17 protein-coding genes and 1 pseudogene are annotated in these 18,422 nt (G+C 67.2%); 5 read left to right on the top strand and 13 right to left on the bottom strand.

From position 1 onward, the window contains the following. Positions 1-6 precede the first annotated feature (6 nt). From ACJH5R_RS21195 to eccB, 7 genes are all read right to left on the bottom strand, one after another. Positions 7-855, bottom strand: a complete 849-nt coding sequence (locus ACJH5R_RS21195; RefSeq protein ID WP_406782837.1) for an ESX secretion-associated protein EspG — start codon at positions 853-855, stop codon at positions 7-9. A gap of 106 nt (positions 856-961) precedes the next feature. Further along, on the bottom strand, positions 962-1,255 hold the full coding sequence (locus ACJH5R_RS21190) for a WXG100 family type VII secretion target (RefSeq protein WP_065041726.1): 294 nt from the start codon (positions 1,253-1,255) through the stop codon (positions 962-964). A gap of 36 nt (positions 1,256-1,291) precedes the next feature. Next, entirely contained in the window at positions 1,292-1,609 is a 318-nt protein-coding gene (locus ACJH5R_RS21185; RefSeq protein ID WP_308485092.1) for a WXG100 family type VII secretion target, read from the bottom strand. Positions 1,610-1,724: 115 nt separating this feature from the next. Beyond that, on the bottom strand, positions 1,725-2,909 hold the full coding sequence (locus ACJH5R_RS21180; protein WP_406782836.1) for a PPE family protein: 1,185 nt from the start codon (positions 2,907-2,909) through the stop codon (positions 1,725-1,727). A gap of 3 nt (positions 2,910-2,912) precedes the next feature. Further along, positions 2,913-3,218, bottom strand: a complete 306-nt coding sequence (locus ACJH5R_RS21175; RefSeq protein WP_406759547.1) for a PE domain-containing protein — start codon at positions 3,216-3,218, stop codon at positions 2,913-2,915. A 99-nt stretch (positions 3,219-3,317) separates the two neighbouring features. Beyond that, positions 3,318-7,526, bottom strand: a complete 4,209-nt coding sequence (gene eccCa, locus ACJH5R_RS21170; protein ID WP_406782835.1) for a type VII secretion protein EccCa — start codon at positions 7,524-7,526, stop codon at positions 3,318-3,320. Positions 7,527-7,529: 3 nt separating this feature from the next. Continuing rightward, complete coding sequence (gene eccB / locus ACJH5R_RS21165; protein ID WP_406782834.1) at positions 7,530-9,029, bottom strand: type VII secretion protein EccB; 1,500 nt, start codon at positions 9,027-9,029, stop codon at positions 7,530-7,532. A 327-nt stretch (positions 9,030-9,356) separates the two neighbouring features. Between eccB and ACJH5R_RS21160 the strand changes: the two genes are divergently transcribed. Both ACJH5R_RS21160 and ACJH5R_RS21155 read left to right on the top strand, forming a co-directional pair. Further along, a complete protein-coding gene (locus ACJH5R_RS21160) occupies positions 9,357-10,061 on the top strand; it encodes a hypothetical protein (RefSeq protein ID WP_406782833.1) in 705 nt (234 codons plus the stop codon). A 26-nt stretch (positions 10,062-10,087) separates the two neighbouring features. Next, positions 10,088-10,705, top strand: coding sequence for a sensor domain-containing protein (locus tag ACJH5R_RS21155; RefSeq protein ID WP_406782832.1), 618 nt, complete (start codon positions 10,088-10,090; stop codon positions 10,703-10,705). Positions 10,706-10,720: 15 nt separating this feature from the next. Here ACJH5R_RS21155 and ACJH5R_RS21150 read toward each other — a convergent pair whose 3' ends face one another. The 5 genes from ACJH5R_RS21150 to ACJH5R_RS21130 all read right to left on the bottom strand — a co-directional run bounded on the left by ACJH5R_RS21150 (position 10,721) and on the right by ACJH5R_RS21130 (position 15,797). Continuing rightward, on the bottom strand, positions 10,721-11,677 hold the full coding sequence (locus ACJH5R_RS21150) for a hypothetical protein (RefSeq protein WP_406782831.1): 957 nt from the start codon (positions 11,675-11,677) through the stop codon (positions 10,721-10,723). After that, a complete protein-coding gene (locus ACJH5R_RS21145; RefSeq protein ID WP_406782853.1) occupies positions 11,674-12,771 on the bottom strand; it encodes a DUF5631 domain-containing protein in 1,098 nt (365 codons plus the stop codon). The genes ACJH5R_RS21150 and ACJH5R_RS21145 overlap by 4 nt, the downstream gene beginning before the upstream one ends. 1,399 nt (positions 12,772-14,170) lie before the next feature. After that, a complete protein-coding gene (locus ACJH5R_RS21140; protein ID WP_406782830.1) occupies positions 14,171-14,563 on the bottom strand; it encodes a hypothetical protein in 393 nt (130 codons plus the stop codon). Positions 14,564-14,912: 349 nt separating this feature from the next. Next, positions 14,913-15,395 (bottom strand): hypothetical protein, encoded by a 483-nt coding sequence (locus tag ACJH5R_RS21135; RefSeq protein WP_406782852.1) that lies wholly within the window; start codon positions 15,393-15,395, stop codon positions 14,913-14,915. A gap of 69 nt (positions 15,396-15,464) precedes the next feature. Next, positions 15,465-15,797, bottom strand: coding sequence for a VOC family protein (locus ACJH5R_RS21130; RefSeq protein WP_406782829.1), 333 nt, complete (start codon positions 15,795-15,797; stop codon positions 15,465-15,467). Between ACJH5R_RS21130 and ACJH5R_RS21125 the strand changes: the two are divergent. Together ACJH5R_RS21125 and ACJH5R_RS21120 are read left to right on the top strand one after the other, a co-directional pair. Next, positions 15,705-16,121, top strand: a pseudogene (locus ACJH5R_RS21125) (alpha/beta fold hydrolase); the annotation flags it as partial. The gene ACJH5R_RS21130 and the pseudogene ACJH5R_RS21125 sit on opposite strands and share 93 nt — an antisense overlap. Beyond that, positions 16,088-16,801 carry an alpha/beta fold hydrolase gene (locus ACJH5R_RS21120; protein ID WP_406782828.1) on the top strand — a complete coding sequence of 238 codons (714 nt, stop codon included), beginning with the start codon at positions 16,088-16,090 and terminating at the stop codon, positions 16,799-16,801. The pseudogene ACJH5R_RS21125 and the gene ACJH5R_RS21120, both read left to right, overlap by 34 nt. On the opposite strand, the gene ACJH5R_RS21115 is transcribed toward ACJH5R_RS21120, so the two are convergent. Beyond that, positions 16,798-17,754, bottom strand: a complete 957-nt coding sequence (locus tag ACJH5R_RS21115) for a dipeptidase (RefSeq protein WP_406782827.1) — start codon at positions 17,752-17,754, stop codon at positions 16,798-16,800. The two genes, ACJH5R_RS21120 and ACJH5R_RS21115, sit on opposite strands and share 4 nt — an antisense overlap. A 54-nt stretch (positions 17,755-17,808) precedes the next feature. Between ACJH5R_RS21115 and ACJH5R_RS21110 the strand changes: the two genes are divergently transcribed. Further along, a complete protein-coding gene (locus tag ACJH5R_RS21110) occupies positions 17,809-18,420 on the top strand; it encodes a GNAT family N-acetyltransferase (RefSeq protein WP_406759421.1) in 612 nt (203 codons plus the stop codon). Positions 18,421-18,422 lie beyond the last annotated feature (2 nt).

Raw genomic sequence — 18,422 nt, 5'->3', positions numbered from 1 at the left:
TCACTGTCACACAACCCGCCGGTGTGAATGCCAGTCCGCGCCGGCCGGCAGACGAGCGATGAGCCGCAGGATCGCGTTGGCGACATCGGCACGGGTGCCGGGGGAGACGATCTGGTAGCGGCGGCCACCGTTGTCGATGTTCTCCACGCAGACGCGGCCGGCCGGGGTGTCGGAGATCAGCACCGCGGTATCCCCGATCGCCATTCGAGCCAGCTCCTCGGGGCCCGCACCGGGCTGGATCGCAACGATGTTGGCCTGACCGGACACCTCCGGGTCGGCGGTCATCGCCACGATCTGCTGTTGGTCGATGTCGAGCCGCTGTGCGGCCAGGTATCGACGGAGGCTGTCCTGGTCGTGGACCCGCTCGAGCAGCTCCTTGGTCTCCAGGGTGACCGGCCGCAGCTGGGCGGCCTCGGTGACACCGCACAACCGCTCGATCTGGCCGACCAGCAGATCGCCCGCGGCCGCCTGGTCGGTGGCGCTGCCGGCGGGATAGAGCCGCACCTCTTGGTCATGGCGTTCGAGCACCACCCACCAGGAGGCGAACCGGCTGATCGAGACTCGGGTCATGTGCTGGGGGTCGCCGTAGGGCCGGCCGGGGAAGTTGAGGTTCAGCATCAGCGCGATGTCGCGCCGCATGATCACCGTCAGCCATTCCCGGACCATCGAGTCCACGTCGCCCTGGTCGTCGAGCACACCGATCTCGGTCAGCTCCGCGGCGATCGGATGGCGCAGCGCCCGCTCGGCGGTGTCCAGGCGGGGCAGCAGGGGACGAAGCCCCAGTTCCGGGCAGAGGGTTTCGATCCCGGTGACGGCCTGCAGCACCCACAGCCCGTCGAGCGTCGTTGTCAGCACGTCACCCTCGTCTCATCTGTGGTCTCCGGTAGCCGGCCTGACACACGAAATGGGGCATCTGCGCCGCTCGCGCAGACACCCCACCTCGGTGACGATCGGGGTCCGATCAGAAAAGCGATTGGATCGTCTGGTCGGTCGAAATGGCACCCTCCAGCACGGAGCCGATGGTGGAGCCGTGCTGCCCGATGGTCTCGATCAGGCCCTGCAGGCCGGACAGCATCTGGGCCTGGGCTTCGAAGAAGCCGGTGGCACCGTGGCCGGCGAAGTACTCGGTCAGCATCTGGGTGAGCTGGTGGGAGTCCTGATGGATCTGGTCGAGGGTGCCGGCGCTGCTGACCACGCTGTGGGCGTGATCGGAGACGGGGCCGGGGTTGTAAGTGATACCGCCACTGTCTGCCATGGGGATCGATGTCCTTTCGAGTTTGGGGGTCGGGGGTTAGGCGGACTGTCCGCCGAAGAGCGAGTGGAAGGCGTGCTCGGAGTGGGACTCGTGCGACTCCATCAGGGCAGCGGCCTGGTTGAGGCCCTCGGTCAGGCGGTGGCCGCCGGTGAGGACCTTCTGTACGTCTTCGTGGATCTGCGCGGCGGTGGCATACGAGGCCTTGGAGCCGCCACCGTCCCACGTCCCAGCGCCCAGGATGTTCTCGTGGTCGGCCAGGTACTGGTTGGCGATCGCCTGCGCGTGTTCGATGTGCTGCGACAACTTCGACGCGGTGTTCCGCATCAGTTCGGGCGTGACGACAATGGCTGCCATCGTTTCCTCCTCGGTTGTAGAACAACCCCCCCGGGTTCGGCGGGATGTAGCTGGCGGTAGTGTATTGGCTCCTTTCGGATGTGTCGATTCACCCTGTCTTCAGCAAACGCCCAGGTCACACCCGGTCGTCGACAACTCGCACGGTGTTGGTCCGGTCGGAGGACCGGTCGCCTTGGCCTTTTCCGCCCGCCCCGGCGCCGTGGGCCATGGGCATGCCGCCCATGCCGCCGCCGCTGGTGGCCGTCACCCGCTGGGACTCGACGGAGCCCAGCGCTCCACTGGGCCGCAACCCGACCGGACGGCCGCCGCCGGACTCGAATGCGCTCACCGGCCGGGTGAACGCGGACACCGGCGCTCCCGCTCCGCCACCCCCGAAGCCCCCCGCACCGGGTGAGACCGTCGCATTGGCCAGCATCGCCGTGGCCGGAACCCCGCCGGCCCCGGCCGGATTGAGAGCGCCGCCCAGCATGCTCGGGTTCATGAACATGCCCATCAGGGACTGCATCGGGCTCATCATCGACTGCGGCATCTGCATCAGAGATTGCGGCGCCTGCATCAGCGTCGAGCCGATCTGCTGTACCGGGCCCAGCATCGAACTCATCTGTGAGCCCATGCCCTGGGCGGCGTTGGCGCCCTGGCCGGCGGCATTGGTTGCCGACGACGTACCGGTGTAGGCGGCGCGCATCGCGCCGCCGGCCGCGGCCTGCGATGCCGCTTGGCCGACGGCGCTGGCCGCGGCCGCCGGCGCCGCGGGCGAAGCGCCCATCCCTGCCACCGGCGCGGGAACCGTCAGGCTGGAGGTGAGCGCGGTCAGCACCGCCCCGTAGGACGCGCCCACCGCGGCGTTATTGGGCCAGAACAGGCCGAAGTACTCGAATTCGAGCGACGTGATGCGCGGCGTCAACGCCCCCAGTACCGACGGATTGATCCCGTAGTCGGTGGCGGTCTCGATCCGGTTCTCCTCGCACTCCTGGGTGGTGCGCATGCTGCCGTAGGCCAGCTGGTAGGCCTCGACCGCCGCCGCGACGATCGGCGCCTTGACGTCCACCCAGCCCGCCAGTCCGTGCAGGGCCACGTTCAGCAGGGTGGCGTTGAGAACAGATCCCTCCGAACCGGCACCGACCCATCCGATCGAGGTCAATGCGGTGTTGACCGCCGAGGCGATACCCGACGCGTGGTGGGCCACACCCAGCGACGTCCATGCCGCCCCATTGGTCAGCATGGTCACCACACCCGCGCCGGATTTGATCAACATGTCGTTGGTCTCCGGTGTGCGGGCGGCCCACCCCGGGTCGGCCACGGATTAGCCGCCGAGTGCGACGGTGGCGGCTCGCAGTGCCTCAGTGGCGCCGTAGACCCCCGAGGCGGTGGCCTGCGCGCCGGAGAACAGTCCGCGTTGCGCCGAGTGTTCGGCCACGATGCCCAGGTATTGGGTTCCGGAGGCCAGCAGCGCGGCCTGGAACGCGAGGGAATCGGGGTCGTTGCCCATCGGCAGAACGCCCAGCAGGGCCGGGCTGGCCGCGGAGGCGGCCGCCTCCGTTTCGGCGGTGATTCCCGCTTCGACGCCCGATGACGCCAGGACTGCTTCCGGTTCTACAGAGAACATAATTTCCTCCCGATGCCTCATCGCTGATATGCCGACGTTGGCAGGTCGGAGTCGATCGTAAACCGATATCGGGCCGCCGTCACTTCACGATGTAAATACCGGTTATTGCTGCTCGAAATCGTGGATCATTGATGACGGCACTCCGACCAGGACGCCTTCTACTTCGGAGTCGTTGACCAGTAACCCGCGGCCGGCGGGCAGGGCCTGAGCCCGCACCATCCGATTGACCTTGTTCTGCGGGTCGTTGTCCATGAACAAGGTGGGCACTTTGGCGGCGCGTTGGGTCTTGACCCAGGGGTCCATCTCCAGCTGACCGAAGTTGGACGAGTTCCTGGTCGCGAAGACGTGCAGGCCGATCTGGCGGCCCCGCTCCATCAACTTCCACAGTGCCGCGCCCACCGGTGGCTTGGCCGGATGGATCTGCGCCGGCCGCAGGTCCTGCACGTCGTCGACCAACACGAAATGGCGCGGGCCCTCCCAGGGCTTGAGCGCACGCAGCTCCTCCTGGCTCAGACCCTTGGCGGGCAGCCGGGGCAGCAGGACCTGCTGGGCCAGCGTGGTCAGCACCTCGTCGATCTCGTCCTGGTCGTAGGCGTAGGCATTGACGTAGCCGGCGCCCTGCAGGTCGCGCAGCGGTCCGGTCTTGGGGTCGACAATGGTGATCTGGGCTTCCTGCGGGCTGAACCGCGCCATCACCGCTTCGCCGATCGCGGCCAGGGTGGCGCTCTTGCCGCACAGGGCCCGCCCCAGAATCATCATTCCGGGGTGTTCGGACAGCATCAGCGGCACCGGCAGCAGGTCGTGCTGCTCGCCGATCATGAACGCGATCGACGGGGCGGTCTGGGCGGGCGGACGCTGTGCCACGTCGTAGGCCAGGACCTCCGACAGCGCCACCGCGGGCGGCAGCCGCTTGAGGGTGGCGTGCTTGGTCACGCCCGCGACCTCGGCGACCCGCGTCCCCAATTCGCGGGTTCCGATCCGGGCCCCGTCCTCGGCCGCCAGTTCCGGCACTCCGATCAGCATCTCGTGCAGCGACTCGGTCAAACCGAAGCCGGGCCGGTTCACGGTGCGCTTGGCGGCGTCGCGCGCGTCCAGCGAGGCGGTGCCCATCTCGTTCTCGCCCGGGTTCTGCAAGCGCAACTGGATGCGCACGTCGGAGTTCTGCAGCAACGTCTGGCGCTGGCCGTGGATCCAGCCTGACGCGCTGGTCATCAGGTGGACGCCGTACTCGGGACCGACACCGCTGAGCGCGATGATCCGGTCGCCGAGCATGGTGTCGGCGGCGTAGAGGTCGGAGAAATCGTCGATGACCAGGAACACGTCACCGTAGGGATCGCCTGCGTCGGTGCCCGCGAGGCTTTCGCCGCCGGAACCGAAGCGCCGCTCCCGGAATTCGTTGATGTCGATCTTGTCGCGGCGAAAGGTGTCCTGCCGGGCGCTGATCAGCGCGGCCATGGTCGCAACGGTGCGCTCCACGCCCTCGCGGTCGGCGGGCGAGACGATGTCGGCGACATGCGGCAGCGTCTCGGCATAGCCCAGCGTGGCGCCGCCGACGCAGAAGAACGTCAGCCGAGCCGGGGAATACATCAGCGCCGCCGAACACATCAGCGTCATCAGCGTGGTCGTCTTGCCGCGGCTCTTGGCCCCGACCACCATGACGTTGCTGCGCAACACGTCGACGCAGTGCACCAGCTGCTGGGCGTCCTCGGGGATGTCCTTGACGGCCAGCGGCCACACCAGCCCGGGGTTGCTGCCATAGTCGACGTCCCACGGCTTGCCGCGGTACCGCGCCACCAGGGCGTCGACCGGCTCGGAGATCTCCAGTGGGGGCAGCCACGGCAGGTGCGGCGCCTTGCGGTCGGCGGCGATCAGCGACTCGCGCAGCACGTCGACGATCTTCTTCTTCTTGAACCCGTCGGCGTGCAGAAGGAACTCGTCGGGTTCGGCGTCGGTGGCCGACATATCCTGCAGCGTTTGGGCATCCGCCTCATCCAGCGGCTGGTACTGCCAGGTGTAGAGCCGGGGCTTGGTCAGAGTCATGTCGAGGGTCTTGCCCGAGGACGTCTTGCGCTTGGGGACGACGAACGGCGCCGACAGGTAGAAACAGCGGAACGGGTCCAGGTCGCGCGGGCCGACCTTCAAAAGCCCGAAGCCGTTCTCCTTCGACGGCAGGTGATAGGCGGCATCCGAGCCGATCACCTCGCGGCTGTCGTCACCGGACTCGGCGCGCAGGGCGACCCGGAAGGCGATGTTGGACTTGACTTTCTGCAATGACGACAGGTCAAGGCGTTGCCCGCCGAGCATGAAGAAGACGTTGGCGCCGCGGCCCTCCTGGCCGATGTGGATGATCAGGTCGATCCACTTGGAGTGGTTCTGGAACAGCTCCAGGTACTCGTCGATCACCACCAGCAGGATGGGCACCGGCTCCAGGTCGCGCCCGGCCAGCCGGATCTCCTCGTAATCGTTGGCGTCGCGCGCACCGACCGAGTTGAACAGTCGGTAGCGCCGGGCGATCTCCCCGTCGATGGCTCGGCGCATCCGTTCGGAGAGGTGTCGCTCGTCCTTGCCGAGGTTGGACAGGGCCGCTGACACATGGGGGATGCCGAGGATGTCCTGGGCCGCGGACTCGAACTTCATGTCCACGAAGATCACGTTGAAGGTCTCCGGTGAGTGGGTCAGCGCGATCCCGTACACCAGCGACAGGAAGAACTCCGACTTGCCCGAACCGCTGGTGCCGATCACCACCGAGTGGAAACCGAAGCCGCCGAAGTCTTTTGCGCGCAACACAACATTCTGCAGCTCGCCGTTGGGCTTGGCTCCGACCGGGATCTCCGCCCAGCGCTCGTCGCCGCGACTGCGCCGCTCGGCCCACAGCCGGTCGACGTTCAGCTCGCGAGCGTCGTCGATTCCCAGCGCGCGCAACAGTTCCAGGGCGCCGCTGCCCGCGTCGGCGACGTCGACACTGGCCGTTGGGGACCAGCGCGCCATCGCCCGCGCGTAGCGGTAGGCGCGCGGCACCGACAGTTGGTCGGCATGGGCGAAGAACTTGCCGCCGGCGCGGACCATGGGCCGCGGTGACGCGCCGGCGCCGCGCCCGTCGCCGTCATGGTCCGGGGACGGGTCCTCGGCACTGTGGTGGCGGGCCGCGTGGTCGATCACCTCGAAGATCTCGTCGCGGGCGAACCCGACACCGGTGCCGAGCCGGGACGCCACCCGCAGCACCGTGATGCCTTCCTTGCCGACGCGGCCGACGACGCTCTCCCAGGCCTCGGGGCTGCCGGTGTTGTCGTCGACGATCAGCCAGTGCGGACCCAGATCGTGCCCGTCAGCGCCGGTCTCCAACGCCGATCCCATGGTGGTGGGACTCGGTGCCGACGGCGGCCGCCAGGCGCCGCGCTTGCCTTTCATATGCAGGTCGGCGCCGAGTGTTGCCTCGAGTTCGGTGGGGCTGGTGAACACCAGGCGCCGCCACCCGCAGGCGTCGAACAGTTCGTCGTGCTGGTTGTGCGGAAGCCAGACCATCCACGACCACAGCTCGGGGTGCCGGGTCACCACCATCAATTTGACGTCAAGCGGATTGTGAAAAACCGCCAGCCCGCTCAGCATCGACCGCAGCAGCGAGCGGACTTCATCCAGGTCCTCGCCGACGAAGCTGAAGCCCGGGCGGGAGCGCAGGTTGAACACTTTCGCGATGTCGCGGATCTTGCGTTGTTCGAGGATGAAGTCGCGCAACGCCTGGCCGGTGACCGGCTCCAGTTCCTCGTCGATCGGGATCTCCGGCCACTGCACCGACAACACCGAGTCCGGGGCATGCTGCACGCCGACGCCCACCCGCACGTCCAGGAAGTCCGCGTCGGAGCGGCGACGCTCCCACATCTGCGGCCCGCCGATGACCGCGCCCAGGTCTTGCGGGTTGGAGTGCACCAACTCCTGGGCATTGCGCTGGGCGCAGACCGCTTTCTGGATCTCGTCGCGCTCGCCGTCCAGGGAGCGCAGATAGCTGCGCCGGTTCTTTTCCTGCTCGCCCCAGCTGATTTTGCGGGCCCGCCCGAATCGCCCGGAGAACATCAGCATGCCCAGGCCCGCCATGCCCACCATCGGGAACATGCCCGATCCCAAGCTGCGCACCCCGGACACGTAGAGCATGACGATGGTGCCGATCAGCGCGACGATCAGCGCGGGCATGCCGATCATCACCCAGAGGTTGCGCGGCTCCCGTTCGGGAAGGGCGTCCGGTGCGCGTGGAGCGACCCGCACCGGTTTGGGCTCGGGAACCTGAAGTCGGACCGGAACGAATGCGCGTTTGGACATCGATCAGTGCCCTCCCGGGACGCCCTGCTGATTGTTGGGGACCACCGGCTGCACCGCGCCGGCCGAGGCCACGGTGTCGCGTGCCAGCAGCGCGGCATGCCGCGACAGTTCCGGACCGGTCGCGAAGGTGCGCAGCAGCGGCCACGGCGCCTGCTGCGCCGAGCCGGGATCCAGGCCGAGGCCGCGCAGGGTCTCGCTCTCGGCGGCGATGCCGAACCGGACACCGTTGGGTGACACCCAGAAGAGGGTTTCACGGGAATCGGAGTCGAGCAGTTCACTGGTCGAGGTGACGAAGTTGGTTGCGCCCGGCAACACCAAAACCTGGTTGGCCACCACGGAGGTGGGGCTGCGGTCATCGCGCACCAGCCGGACGATCCGGTTGTCCATCCCCGGCGACACGGGCAGGCCGCGCCCGTTGTACAAGGTGATCCGCGCCTGCCGGTCGCCGGAAGCCTTTTCCCAGCCCACGCACGTCGTCGGGTCGGCGGCGGTATCGACGAACTTGAGCCTGCTGTTGGGGTAGTACTCGACGGGCAGCGTGCCCACTTCCGGGATGTTGACCAGCTTGTCCGGGCTGACCACCAGGGGCGCCACGGACCCGAAAGAGTTCGCGCTGCGAATCAGGTCGGCCACGAAGCTGGTGATCTTCTGGACCCCGTCGGGCACCAACACGTAGAACTGGGAGCCGCCACCGGCCGTGCGGGTCTCCAGCACCGCCCCCACCTGGGACCCGGGCACCCACTGCGACGGCGTGCCCGCCAGGGGAATCACCGGGACCCGCAGCGGTTCGGTGCTCGGCAGCGCGTCGAACAGTGCCCGCGACATCTCCACCGGAGCGGTGATGCCGGGGTCGATGCCGAGGCTCAGGGTGATCGCCCGATCGGCGGGATCGACCTGGGACCGCTTGCCGCCCCAGATGACGTACGTGGCGCCCTGGAAGCGGGTCAGCACGGCCGCGCCCGAGGCCAGCGGCGCGGCGCGGCCGGCCGGGCTCAACGGGCCCGCGATCGCGGTGACCACGGGGGGTTCGGCACGGCGCGGGGAGCCGGCGGTGTCGCAGACCGCCCACGCCGAGGGGGCGCCGGTATTGGCGACCAATGATGTCGGGGCGCCGGGGATGCCGATCATGGGGCCGGTCGGGTACTTGGCGATCTCCGCGGGCTTGACCCAGGTGGGCACCTGCGCGTTTCCGACCGCCAGCCGCGCCGAGGTGATGTTCAGCGCCGGGTACAACCGCCCGTCGATGCGCGCGTAGATCGCACCGGAGTCGCGGTCGCCGACGATCGACGACGTCCGCACGATCCCGGCCGGACGCAGCACGTTCAGCAGCAGCATCCAGCCCATGCCGATGAAGATCAGCACGATGGACAGCACGATGGCGGCGGTCTGCTTGCGGTCGTCGTGCTTCATCCGCACCGAGAATTTGGTGGTGGCGGCGCGCAGTCGTCGGTTGTAGAACAGGTGACCGGAGTTCTGGTCCCGGTTCGACAGACTCAGCGGCATGCTCTGCTACCCCTAACGACGCACGCTCGGCGCCGCCGCCCCCTGCGGCGACAAAGCGCACCGCGACGACATTACTGGCCTTGGCCAGCGGGAACCAGTCACTTGCGCACACGCGATGACGACGACGCGCGTAGGTTTTGCGCTATGGCGGACCAGTCGGGCGCGTTCGCTGCGGCGGCCCGTGCATTGAGCGTCGTGGGGGCAGTCCTCGTTTTGGCGGTGCCTGGTTGTGGGGCGAGGAATCCCGGAAGCGCTTCGACTGCGACGGCTCCGTCGGCTGGGGCAACATATATGGAGAACCTTCCCCCTACAGTCAATGAAGCGACGGTGGCGCCGAGACCGGTGTCGCAGTTGCGGCCCGGCATTCAGGTATTGGTGGGCGAGGGATCCACGGCGACCGTGTGTACGACCGGCTTTTATGTGGATTTCCCGGATCCGGACGCCGCGGGCCGACGGTCCACCGGCTTTGTGACCGGCGCACAGTGCGCCCACGGTGACGGCGATGCTCCGGTCGCCGTCATGAAGATCGAAGACGCTGGGTTGGCCCCAACTCGGACCAAGGTCGGCCAGATCGCCTACCTGGCGGCGGGTGAATCACGTCCGCGAGTGGCCGATGAGCCTTGGACGATGCCGACATCTGCGCTGGCGGTGTTCAGTTCCGGTCCGGGCGGCTGGCCTCTGCCCGTCAACGGAACAGTCAACGGCAGGCCGCCCACAGCCGACACGATCGAGACAATCGATGCGGTGCAACACAACCGGGCTCGCGCAGCGTGGACAGACCTCGACGGCAGAGTCGTCGAAGGGCACGTGGTCGACGTCCCTGCCGGCATCGATCGAGTCGTCGTCGCCGCGGACGACGCGAACGCCGGCATCGATGCCAAAATCATCGGCTCGCCGGTAACAGCGGAAGTCGACGGCTCCACCAGCAACCTAGGAATCATCACTGGGATCGATGTGGCGCGACACTGGGTGGTGGTCGACCTGATCGGTTCGTTCCTGAGGCGACAGAACGCCGCGCTTATCGGTGTCTGATCCTGTGGTCTTTGGGAGGGATTAGCGTGATTCGCAAGGGATTTAAGAGTCCGGCGATAACGTGCTGTCTTTTCGCGGCGCTAAGTTCCTGCCATTCCGGTGGTGTTGGCGCGGCACCCGGCATTGACGCCGGTTCGTTGCTCGTCGGCCTCGGCGACGTCCAGCATGTCGCTGACCGTGACGATCTCACTTCGCTGCCGGTGAGGGACGCGCCGGTGTCGCATCACGAAAGCTCCTACACGCCGGAGCAGTGTCGCCCGGTGTTTGGCCAAGAAGACGCTTTCGGTCACAACTGGTCACAGTTTCGTGCCGTGACATACACGGCCGCTGGTGGAGAGATAAGCACCATCTCTACCGTCGCGCAGGGGATCGGAATCTATACTGACGAAGGCGCGGCGAGAGCTGAATTCGACCGCCTCGCAGCCTCTTTCGAGGCCTGTGCGGCGCTACGGGCAAAGCTTTACGAATTCAGCCTGAACAAGCAGGATCCAACCACCGTTGCCCTGGTCTTCCCTGGAAACTCGCAGAGCGTCATGTACCGCGTTGCATCGTCGGTGCTGATTGATGTCGTTGTCCAAGGGATTCCGCGGTCGGATCAGATCGCAGAAACCGTGGCGCAAATGATCTCCGAGCGGGTCAAGTAGCGCAGGTGGGCGCGGTCACTTCGACGAATCGTCTTTGTCCACAATGCGTTTCAGCGGCGTGATGCCGGGATGGCCGGCGTCCTTTGCGACGGACTTGGTCACCGGCACATTGGGCGGGGCCGTAGTGCGGCCCTTGACGGGCTGGCCGTTGGGCACCCCGGGGGCGGCGATCCGCTTCGCGTCGGCCTTGTCATCTTTGCCGCCCTTGCCGCCGGCGCCTGCCCCGCCGGGCATCATCGGCATCATCCCGCCGCCGCCCCCGCCCGCGGTGGGCGCACCGCCCGCGGGGCCGGCCGCACCGGTATTGGCCAGGGAGCTGGCGGGCGTGGTCGGTGTCGATGTCCCCGGAACCGGGGGCGGGCCCAGATTGCTGGCCGGCGTGGTGCCCAGGCCCAGCCCTCCGCCGCTTCCGCCCGAGCCGAAGTCCCCGCCGCCCAAGCCGGGGTCGGGACTGATGTCCGAGGCCAGCGTGGTGCCGCCGAGCCCCGCTTTGCCCAGCGACGACGCGGCGCTCATCAGCGGCGACAACGCGCCCTGGCCGGCCTGCATCAACCCCTGGGGCAGCTTGCTCACCGCACCGAGAGCCCCGCTGAGTGCGCTGGTGATGCCCTGCATCGCGCCGTTGACACCCTGCATCGCCCCGCCCATGGCTTCCTGCGGTGATTGCTGTGCCATCAAGGCGTCACCCTGCGAGGCGACGTTCTGGAACTTCGATGCCGCGTCGGCCTCGTGCTCGCCGAACTTGCGCACGGCATCGGCGGCGTGGCCGGTGCGGTCCCGGTGATCGTTGGCGAGTTCGGTGTTCTCCTCGACCAGGTTCAGGTTGGTTGCGGCACCGAATGCGGCCATCGTGGCGTCGACCGGGGACGATCCGCCGGGATGGACCGGTCCCGGGGGGACCGGCGTCGGGGGCTGTGAGAGCGCAATGTGCAAGAAGTCCGCACCGTAGTGCCTCACGAAGTCGTCTGTCATGGCCTAACACCTCCATGCCGTACTGCCACTGCCAGATACCACGCCAGGTGGTAGCGGGCCAGCTCTTCGCTTCCGTCGATCAGGGCGTCGATGGCCGCCAACAGCATCCAGTCGGCGACATCCCGCGGAGCATGTTGGGGATAGGCCGAGAGTACGCGCGTCTGCGTATCGGTGACTACCTGCCGGAATAGCGCGATCTCGTTGTCGGCGACGCCGGATCTGCGTGCCACGGCGCGTGCCACGGTCTGCACGATCCGCGGTAGGCGGTCGTTGGTGCCGGTGATATCGATGAGCGTGGGACCTAGCTCGTCGACGTGCTGGCCATAGCGGGCGCGCTCCCCACTGCCGGGAATCGGATCGTTCGGACCGGCCTCGGTGACGTAGGTGTTCGGTTGGTGGGCTGCGGCCGCGATCACCGCACCCAGCAGATCGACCGCGCTGGTGTCACGGCGGCGGTGGGCCGGATCCAGAAGCGTGAGCCCGGGCGGGAGTTTGACGGTGGGCGGGATCCAGCCGCCGGCCAAGTCGGTGGCCAGCACGGTGGTGGTCTCGTCGTCGCGAAGGCCGGCCGCCCAAGTTAGGTTCGGCGCCTGGCGGGCCACGCAGTCGACCTTGCGCTGCAGATCATGATGTTCGGCCAGACGCCGGGCGGCCGTACCGGCTCCGGCCCCGGCCGTGCCCCCAGCGCCCATGCTCCCGGCCACCGATGCGCCGGACTGACTGGCTGCGCTGGGCGTCGGTTTGCCCGGTGCCGGACGATCGCCGGTGGAGGCAACGGTTGGCCCCCCGGACGTCGGCGTCGTGGCGCCGCCGGGCGGGGGCGGGGGAGTCGGGCCCGCAGGACCGGCAGGTGCGGTCGGTGTGGCCGGGACGGCGCCAGCTGCTGGGCGCAGGTCTGCCCCGTAGCCGGGCAAGGGGCCCGACGGGACCGCCGGGCCGGCGCTGATCGGCCCCGACGATGCCGAGGCCGGGCTCGCTGTTACCGGCGGTGCCGTTGGTGCTGCCGGTGTCGCGCCGGCGGTGGGTGCGGACGGGGCGATCTCGGTGTTAGGGCTGGCCAATTGGGCCATATTGCCCAGCGCGCCGCCGGCCATCGGCGTCACGGACGGCGAGGGGGGAATCTGCGATGGCTGACCGAACCCCCCGGGGCCTGCTCCGCCTGGCGCCAATGGTGATGGCGGCCCTCCCGGCCCCGCAGGTCCACCACCAGGCATGCCCGATGCGAGCGCCTGGGTCGGCCCGCCGCCCGGAAGGCCGGGTGGCATCCCACCGCCGCCGGGGCTGCCCAGGCCTGACATGCCGGAAGCCATGGGAGGTGGCATGCCGCCTGGTGATCCGACCCCTCCTCCCGAGAAGCCGCCGCCCCCACCTGACGGCCCGCTCGCGGCGAGGTTAGTGATGCCCGTTTGGTCACCTGGAGATCCGGCGATGCCACTACTGCTTGTGCCGGTGCCGCCTGTACCGCCAGCAGCGCTACTGGTAACCACGCCACTACTGCCTGTGCCGGTGCCGCCGGTGCCGCCAGCAGCGCTACTGGTGACCACGCCGCCGCTGTTTGTGCCGGTGCCGCCCGTACCGCCGGTAGTGCCGCTGGCGCCCGGGTTTGGGCCCGCACCGGACGCATCTGTCGGCCCGACGACGCCAACGCCTCCGGTTGCTCCCCCCGGCTCGGTTACGCCCCCGTGCCCGGCGGCTGGTCCAACCGCACTGTTGCCGTCGCTGGGCGCTCCGCCGCCTGGAACCGCTTGGCCGCCCCTGTCGGTACCGCCCGTCCCGCCAGTGTCGTTGCCGCCTGCGGCGCTGTTGGCGCGGCCTTCCGGAAGAAGGAGATCGTCCACGCTCCTGGGAATGGGGCGGTTCTCCGCATCCCCAGGGAATGGAAGCTGGTCGGTACCAGCCGCCTTTCTGCTCAGCTCTTCGCCGGTGGGTGGTTGCGGCGGTGACGTGCTGAATTGTGCGCCGTTATCTTGCAGCCATTTCTGGGCGTCGCCTTCGAGGCCCAGATCCTTGAACATCTGCTGGGTTGCCTCAATGATCTGTCGGTTGGCTTCTGAGCTATGTTCGGCTGCTTTGCTGTTGGCTTCGACGATTAGCCCAATGGCTTCGGTCATTGCCTCGGGCGTATTTTTCGCTACGCGGTCGTCGATCTGTGGGTTGTACTGGGCGGCGATATTCGTCAAATTCTGACGGAGTTCATTAACGGCCTTGACTACGCTGTCGCTAGCTGTGCTTTTGCTCCGACAGTGCTCGGCGGCGTTCGTCAGGCGGTTGTAGCCGATACGTAGCCGCATTAGCTCGTCTTCCGTGGTTTTTCCACTGTTTCTCGCGCTTACGCCGTTTGTGAAGTCCCGGAGTTCCATAGCTTCGTTCTCTTTGGCGTCAGATTGACTAGACCAGTGCTGGATGCCGCTCTCGGGTCGGGTCGGGGCGCCAGGCCACCATGTGCCCACCAAGTAAAATGACCATTTACCCGGGGGAAGATCAGTCGGTGAATCAGTCACCGCATAGTTCCTTCAATACGCGTTCTTTGGCGTTGGCGGTATTCACGACGTTATCGAACCGAGGATCGCCCGCCTTGCCGCTGGAAGATTCAATAACTAGATCCTGGTAGGCCGACTCCACGGCTTGGGCTGCGTCGCGATATGTGGGGTCCAAGGCTGGATTCGCAGTAGCGCTCTCTAGGACCAGCGCGCCGTTAATCAAAGCGATACGTCCAAGACCCGCATCGGGGCCGTTGGTCTCGATGTGTATCGCGCTCCTAGCAGGTTTGAACCGATCGCACAGGTCCGCCCTCGCGGCCGTCTTCTGGGCTGCCGAAGGAGTGGGACTGGTTGCCGGCCGAATCAATGCCGCAACAGCCAATATTACGGAGGCAATGCCCAGCAAGGTGGCGAGCGTTGCGAGTACAAGGGCTGACCGACGATGAGGCTGAACAGGAGGTGGTGCCGACCAGGAGGGCGATGGCATGGTCACATTGCGGATGGTAGCCCTCAACGCGATTTCGCGTTTACATCCTGATCGAGACTGCGGTCGGTCGGCAGGCGGACGTCCTGGGCACTGAACGTAATGGCGGGGGCAGCGCGTTAGCTGGCGCAGGCGGAAACCTAGTTGCCGCTCCAGCGGGGAGTGGTCGCGATGTACGGCTTGGACAGGCTGATCTTGTGGGCCAAATGTTTGAGCCGATGGCGCAGCATCGGAGTGCCTTCAACCGACGTTCACCGCCTCTAGAAGGTGACTAATTGCCGCAAAGCTCGGTCATCACGCGGTCTTTGGCGTTTGCGTCCGTAACCACCGCTTCGAGCTCCGGGTCTCCTCCATCTTTACCAGTGGCAACCGCCACGAGCGTTTGGTAAGTGAGTGCGAGCGCGCGGGCTGCATCGCGGTACTTTGGGTCTAGGGCAGGGTCCGCTGCGGCCGTCTCCAGGATCAGTGCGCCGTTGGTTGCGGACAGCCTCCCGAGCGCAACGTTATTAGGCGTGTTCGTCTCAATGTGTTCCGCATGAGCTGCAAGCTTGTAACTGTCACAGAGGCGCTTCTTCGCGTCGGCCTGCTGCGCGGCCGTGTAGTGAGGCGATGAGGCATCTGCTGATCGGGTTAGCGAAATGATCGCCACGATCAACGCGGCGACAGATAGCAACGCAGCAAGCGCCGCGAATACCGCAGTGGATCGCCGGGATGACGGGGCGGGCGGCGGTGTGGGCCAAGGAGGTGGTGTCATGGTCACAATCCGGATGGTAGACCTCAACCAGGCCCAAGGCCCCTGGATCGTGCTTGGCAGCGCTGACCCTTACCGCCCCAATGGCTTATAGAACACCAGCCCATTGCCCTTGTTGTCGTAGACCACGGCCCGCCGCTCGTGCGCGTCGTCGTAGGGGCCCTTCGCGATTCCGCCGCCGCTGGCCTCGATGGCTTTCGCGGCGCCGTCGACATCGTCGGTCTTGATACCGACCACCACCTGCCCGTGGATGGGGTGATCCACCGCGGTCGCCAACGCCAGCGTCACCGAGCCGCCATCGAGGGGGGCGAAGTGCGCGCCGTCGCGAAACTTCAGCGGCATGCCCAGGGTCTCGCTGTAGAACTTGATCGATTCGTCCAGGTCGTCGGTGGACAAGACGATCATCCGAATGTCGTGGTCGCTCACTGCTACCTCCTGTGGATTCGATCTCGATCCAGGCTAGGACCGGGATACGGTCAGCGGGTGGGTAAACGCCTTGCCGCTTTGGTAATCACGCTCGTCCTCGTCGCACTGCTGGTCAATACCGTGGTCACCGACCGCATCTCACGCGCCGCCGAGCCGTTCGCGCAGGGACGGGTGCTTGAGCTGCCCGGACCGGATCTCAACGTCCGCGAGTACGGCTCGGGTGGGGACCGCGCCGTCGTGCTGCTGCACGGCTATTCGGCGTCGATCCAGTGGTGGGAGGCGGTGGCGCCCGCGCTGGCAAACACATCGCGGGTGGTCGCGATCGACCTGGTCGGCCACGGCGGCTCCGAGGCCCCGAGCGACGCCGCCCCTACAGCGCCGAGGGCCAGGCAACTGCCGTGCACCAAGCGCTCGATGCCCTGGGTGTGCGCCACGCAGTGCTGGTCGGGCATTCGATGGGTGGGACCGTGGCCACCGCACTGGCCGAAAGCGCACCGGAGCTGGTGGACCGAGTGATCGTCTCCGACACTCCCGCGGGGTTGGGGATGACCGCCATGCCCGCGCTGGGCAACGCGGTGTGCTGGCCGGTGCTCGGCGCTGCGGTAGACAAGCTGCGCAGCCTCGACGCCGTCGACAAGAGCTCGCTGCAGACCGGATTCGCCGCCGAATTTCCGATTCCCGCGTTGGCCTACCGCTCGTTGAAACGGATGACGCACAACGCATTGTGCGACGCCAAGACGGCGGGCCAGATCAATGAAGAGCGGGCGGTGGCCGACCGCTTGGCGGGTCTGGGCAAGCCGGTGCTGGTGGTGTGGGGTGACAGTGATGTGCTGACCCCGACCGCCCAGAACGTCGACCGCTACCGCCAGGCCGGACTGCAGCCGATCGTCATCGCCGGATCAGGACACAGCCCCCTGCTGGAGAAACCGAGCGAATTCATCAGCACCATAAAGCCTTTCATCAACGGACAACACAAGACCTAGGTCCGCCATGTCTCACGTGCCACCCGGTGGAAGTTGCCGCCAAGCACCGCATTGACGTCGTCATCGGCCCAGCCGCGTGCCGAAAGGTGGTCACGCAGGCCCAGCCAGGTCTCCGGAGGCATCCACTGGATCGGGCCCCACCGGGTGTAGCTTTCGTCGAACAACTGCGGGTTGGCGAGCAGCTCGGCATTGAAGTCGGCGTGGTCGAAGGAGTAGTCGGTGCTGACGCCTACATGTTCGATGCCCACCAGCTCAACCGCGTATTCCAGGTGGTGCGCCACCGCGTCGAGGGTTGGTGTGTTGGGGCCCAGAAAGATTCCCACCGCGGTGATACCGACGACGCCGCCGGTGGCCGCACACGCCAGGGCCTGATCGTCGGTGATGTTGCGCGGGTGATCCCACAATGCCCGCATACACGAATGGCTGTAGACGACGGGGCCGGCCGAAACCGCGCACATATCCAGGCCGGTGCGGGCGCTGCAGTGGGAGCCGTCGGGAACCATGCCCACCGCGTTCATCTCGGCGACGATCGCGCGGCCCCACGCGGTCAGTCCGGAGTCCACGGCGTCCAGGCACCCGCTGCCGGCGCGGTTGGTGTGGTTGTAGGTCGGCAACAACGTACGGACTCCATGCTCGGCCAACACGGCCAGATTGCCCAGATCGTCGTCGAGCGGGTTGGAATCCTCCAGGTCGAACACCACCGCGATGCCGCCGGCGCCGGTGATCGCGTCGACATCATCCAGTCCGGTCGCGACCGTCAGGCCCGGGTGAGCCTCGATGGCGTGACGAAAGTGCCGCAGCAGGGCCAGGGTGTCGGCTAAGCGCTGCGGGGCGTAGCCCGCGTTCACCGACAGCAGTGCGCCGCCGGAGTGCTGGTAGCGGGTCAGCGGTGCCACCTCGGCGCTGTCCTGCAGTGGCAGGCAGGTGTGCTGGTCCCACAGCAGCGTGCTCATAGCCGCTGATCTTGCTCTGCACGGTGCCCGAATGCGACGCATTAATCTAGGCCCATGGCAATCGACTCGCGGCCCGCGCTGAAATCGGACATCCCCTCGCTGGCGCAGGCGTTGGGACGTGCGTTCTACGACGACCCGGTCTCGATGTGGCTGCTTCCCGACGATCAGGCTCGCACCGAGCAGTTGACGACGTTCTTCGGCACCTCCACGCGGGTTCATCACCTGGCGGGCGGCGGCGTCGAGGTTGCCGACGACGGCGCGGTCGTCGGGGCGGCTGCGCTGTGGGATCCACCCAACCGCTGGAAGCAGTCGATCTGGTCGCAGCTGCGCATGGTGCCGTCGTTGTTCCGGTCCTTCGGCTTCCGGCTGACGCAAGGCCGCGCACTGACGGACCTGCTGGATGCCAACCATCCCGAGGAGCCGCACTGGTATCTGGCGGTGATCGGCAGCGACCCGTCCGTACGGGGGCGCGGCTTCGGGCAGGCCGTCATGCAACCGCGGCTCGATCGCTGCGATGCCGAGCTCTGCCCGGCCTACCTGGAGTCCAGCAAGCACGAAAACGTGCCGTACTACGAGCGTTTCGGCTTCCGGGTGATCGGCGAGATCAACGTCCCCAACGGTGGGCCGACACTGTGGAAGATGTGGCGGGAGCCGCAGAACCCGTAGGG

The organism is Mycobacterium sp. SMC-19 (assembly GCF_045310815.1).
GTDB lineage: Bacteria > Actinomycetota > Actinomycetes > Mycobacteriales > Mycobacteriaceae > Mycobacterium.
The sequence above is the reverse complement of the archived record's forward strand: the minus strand, read 5'-3'. Positions and strand labels throughout refer to the sequence as shown.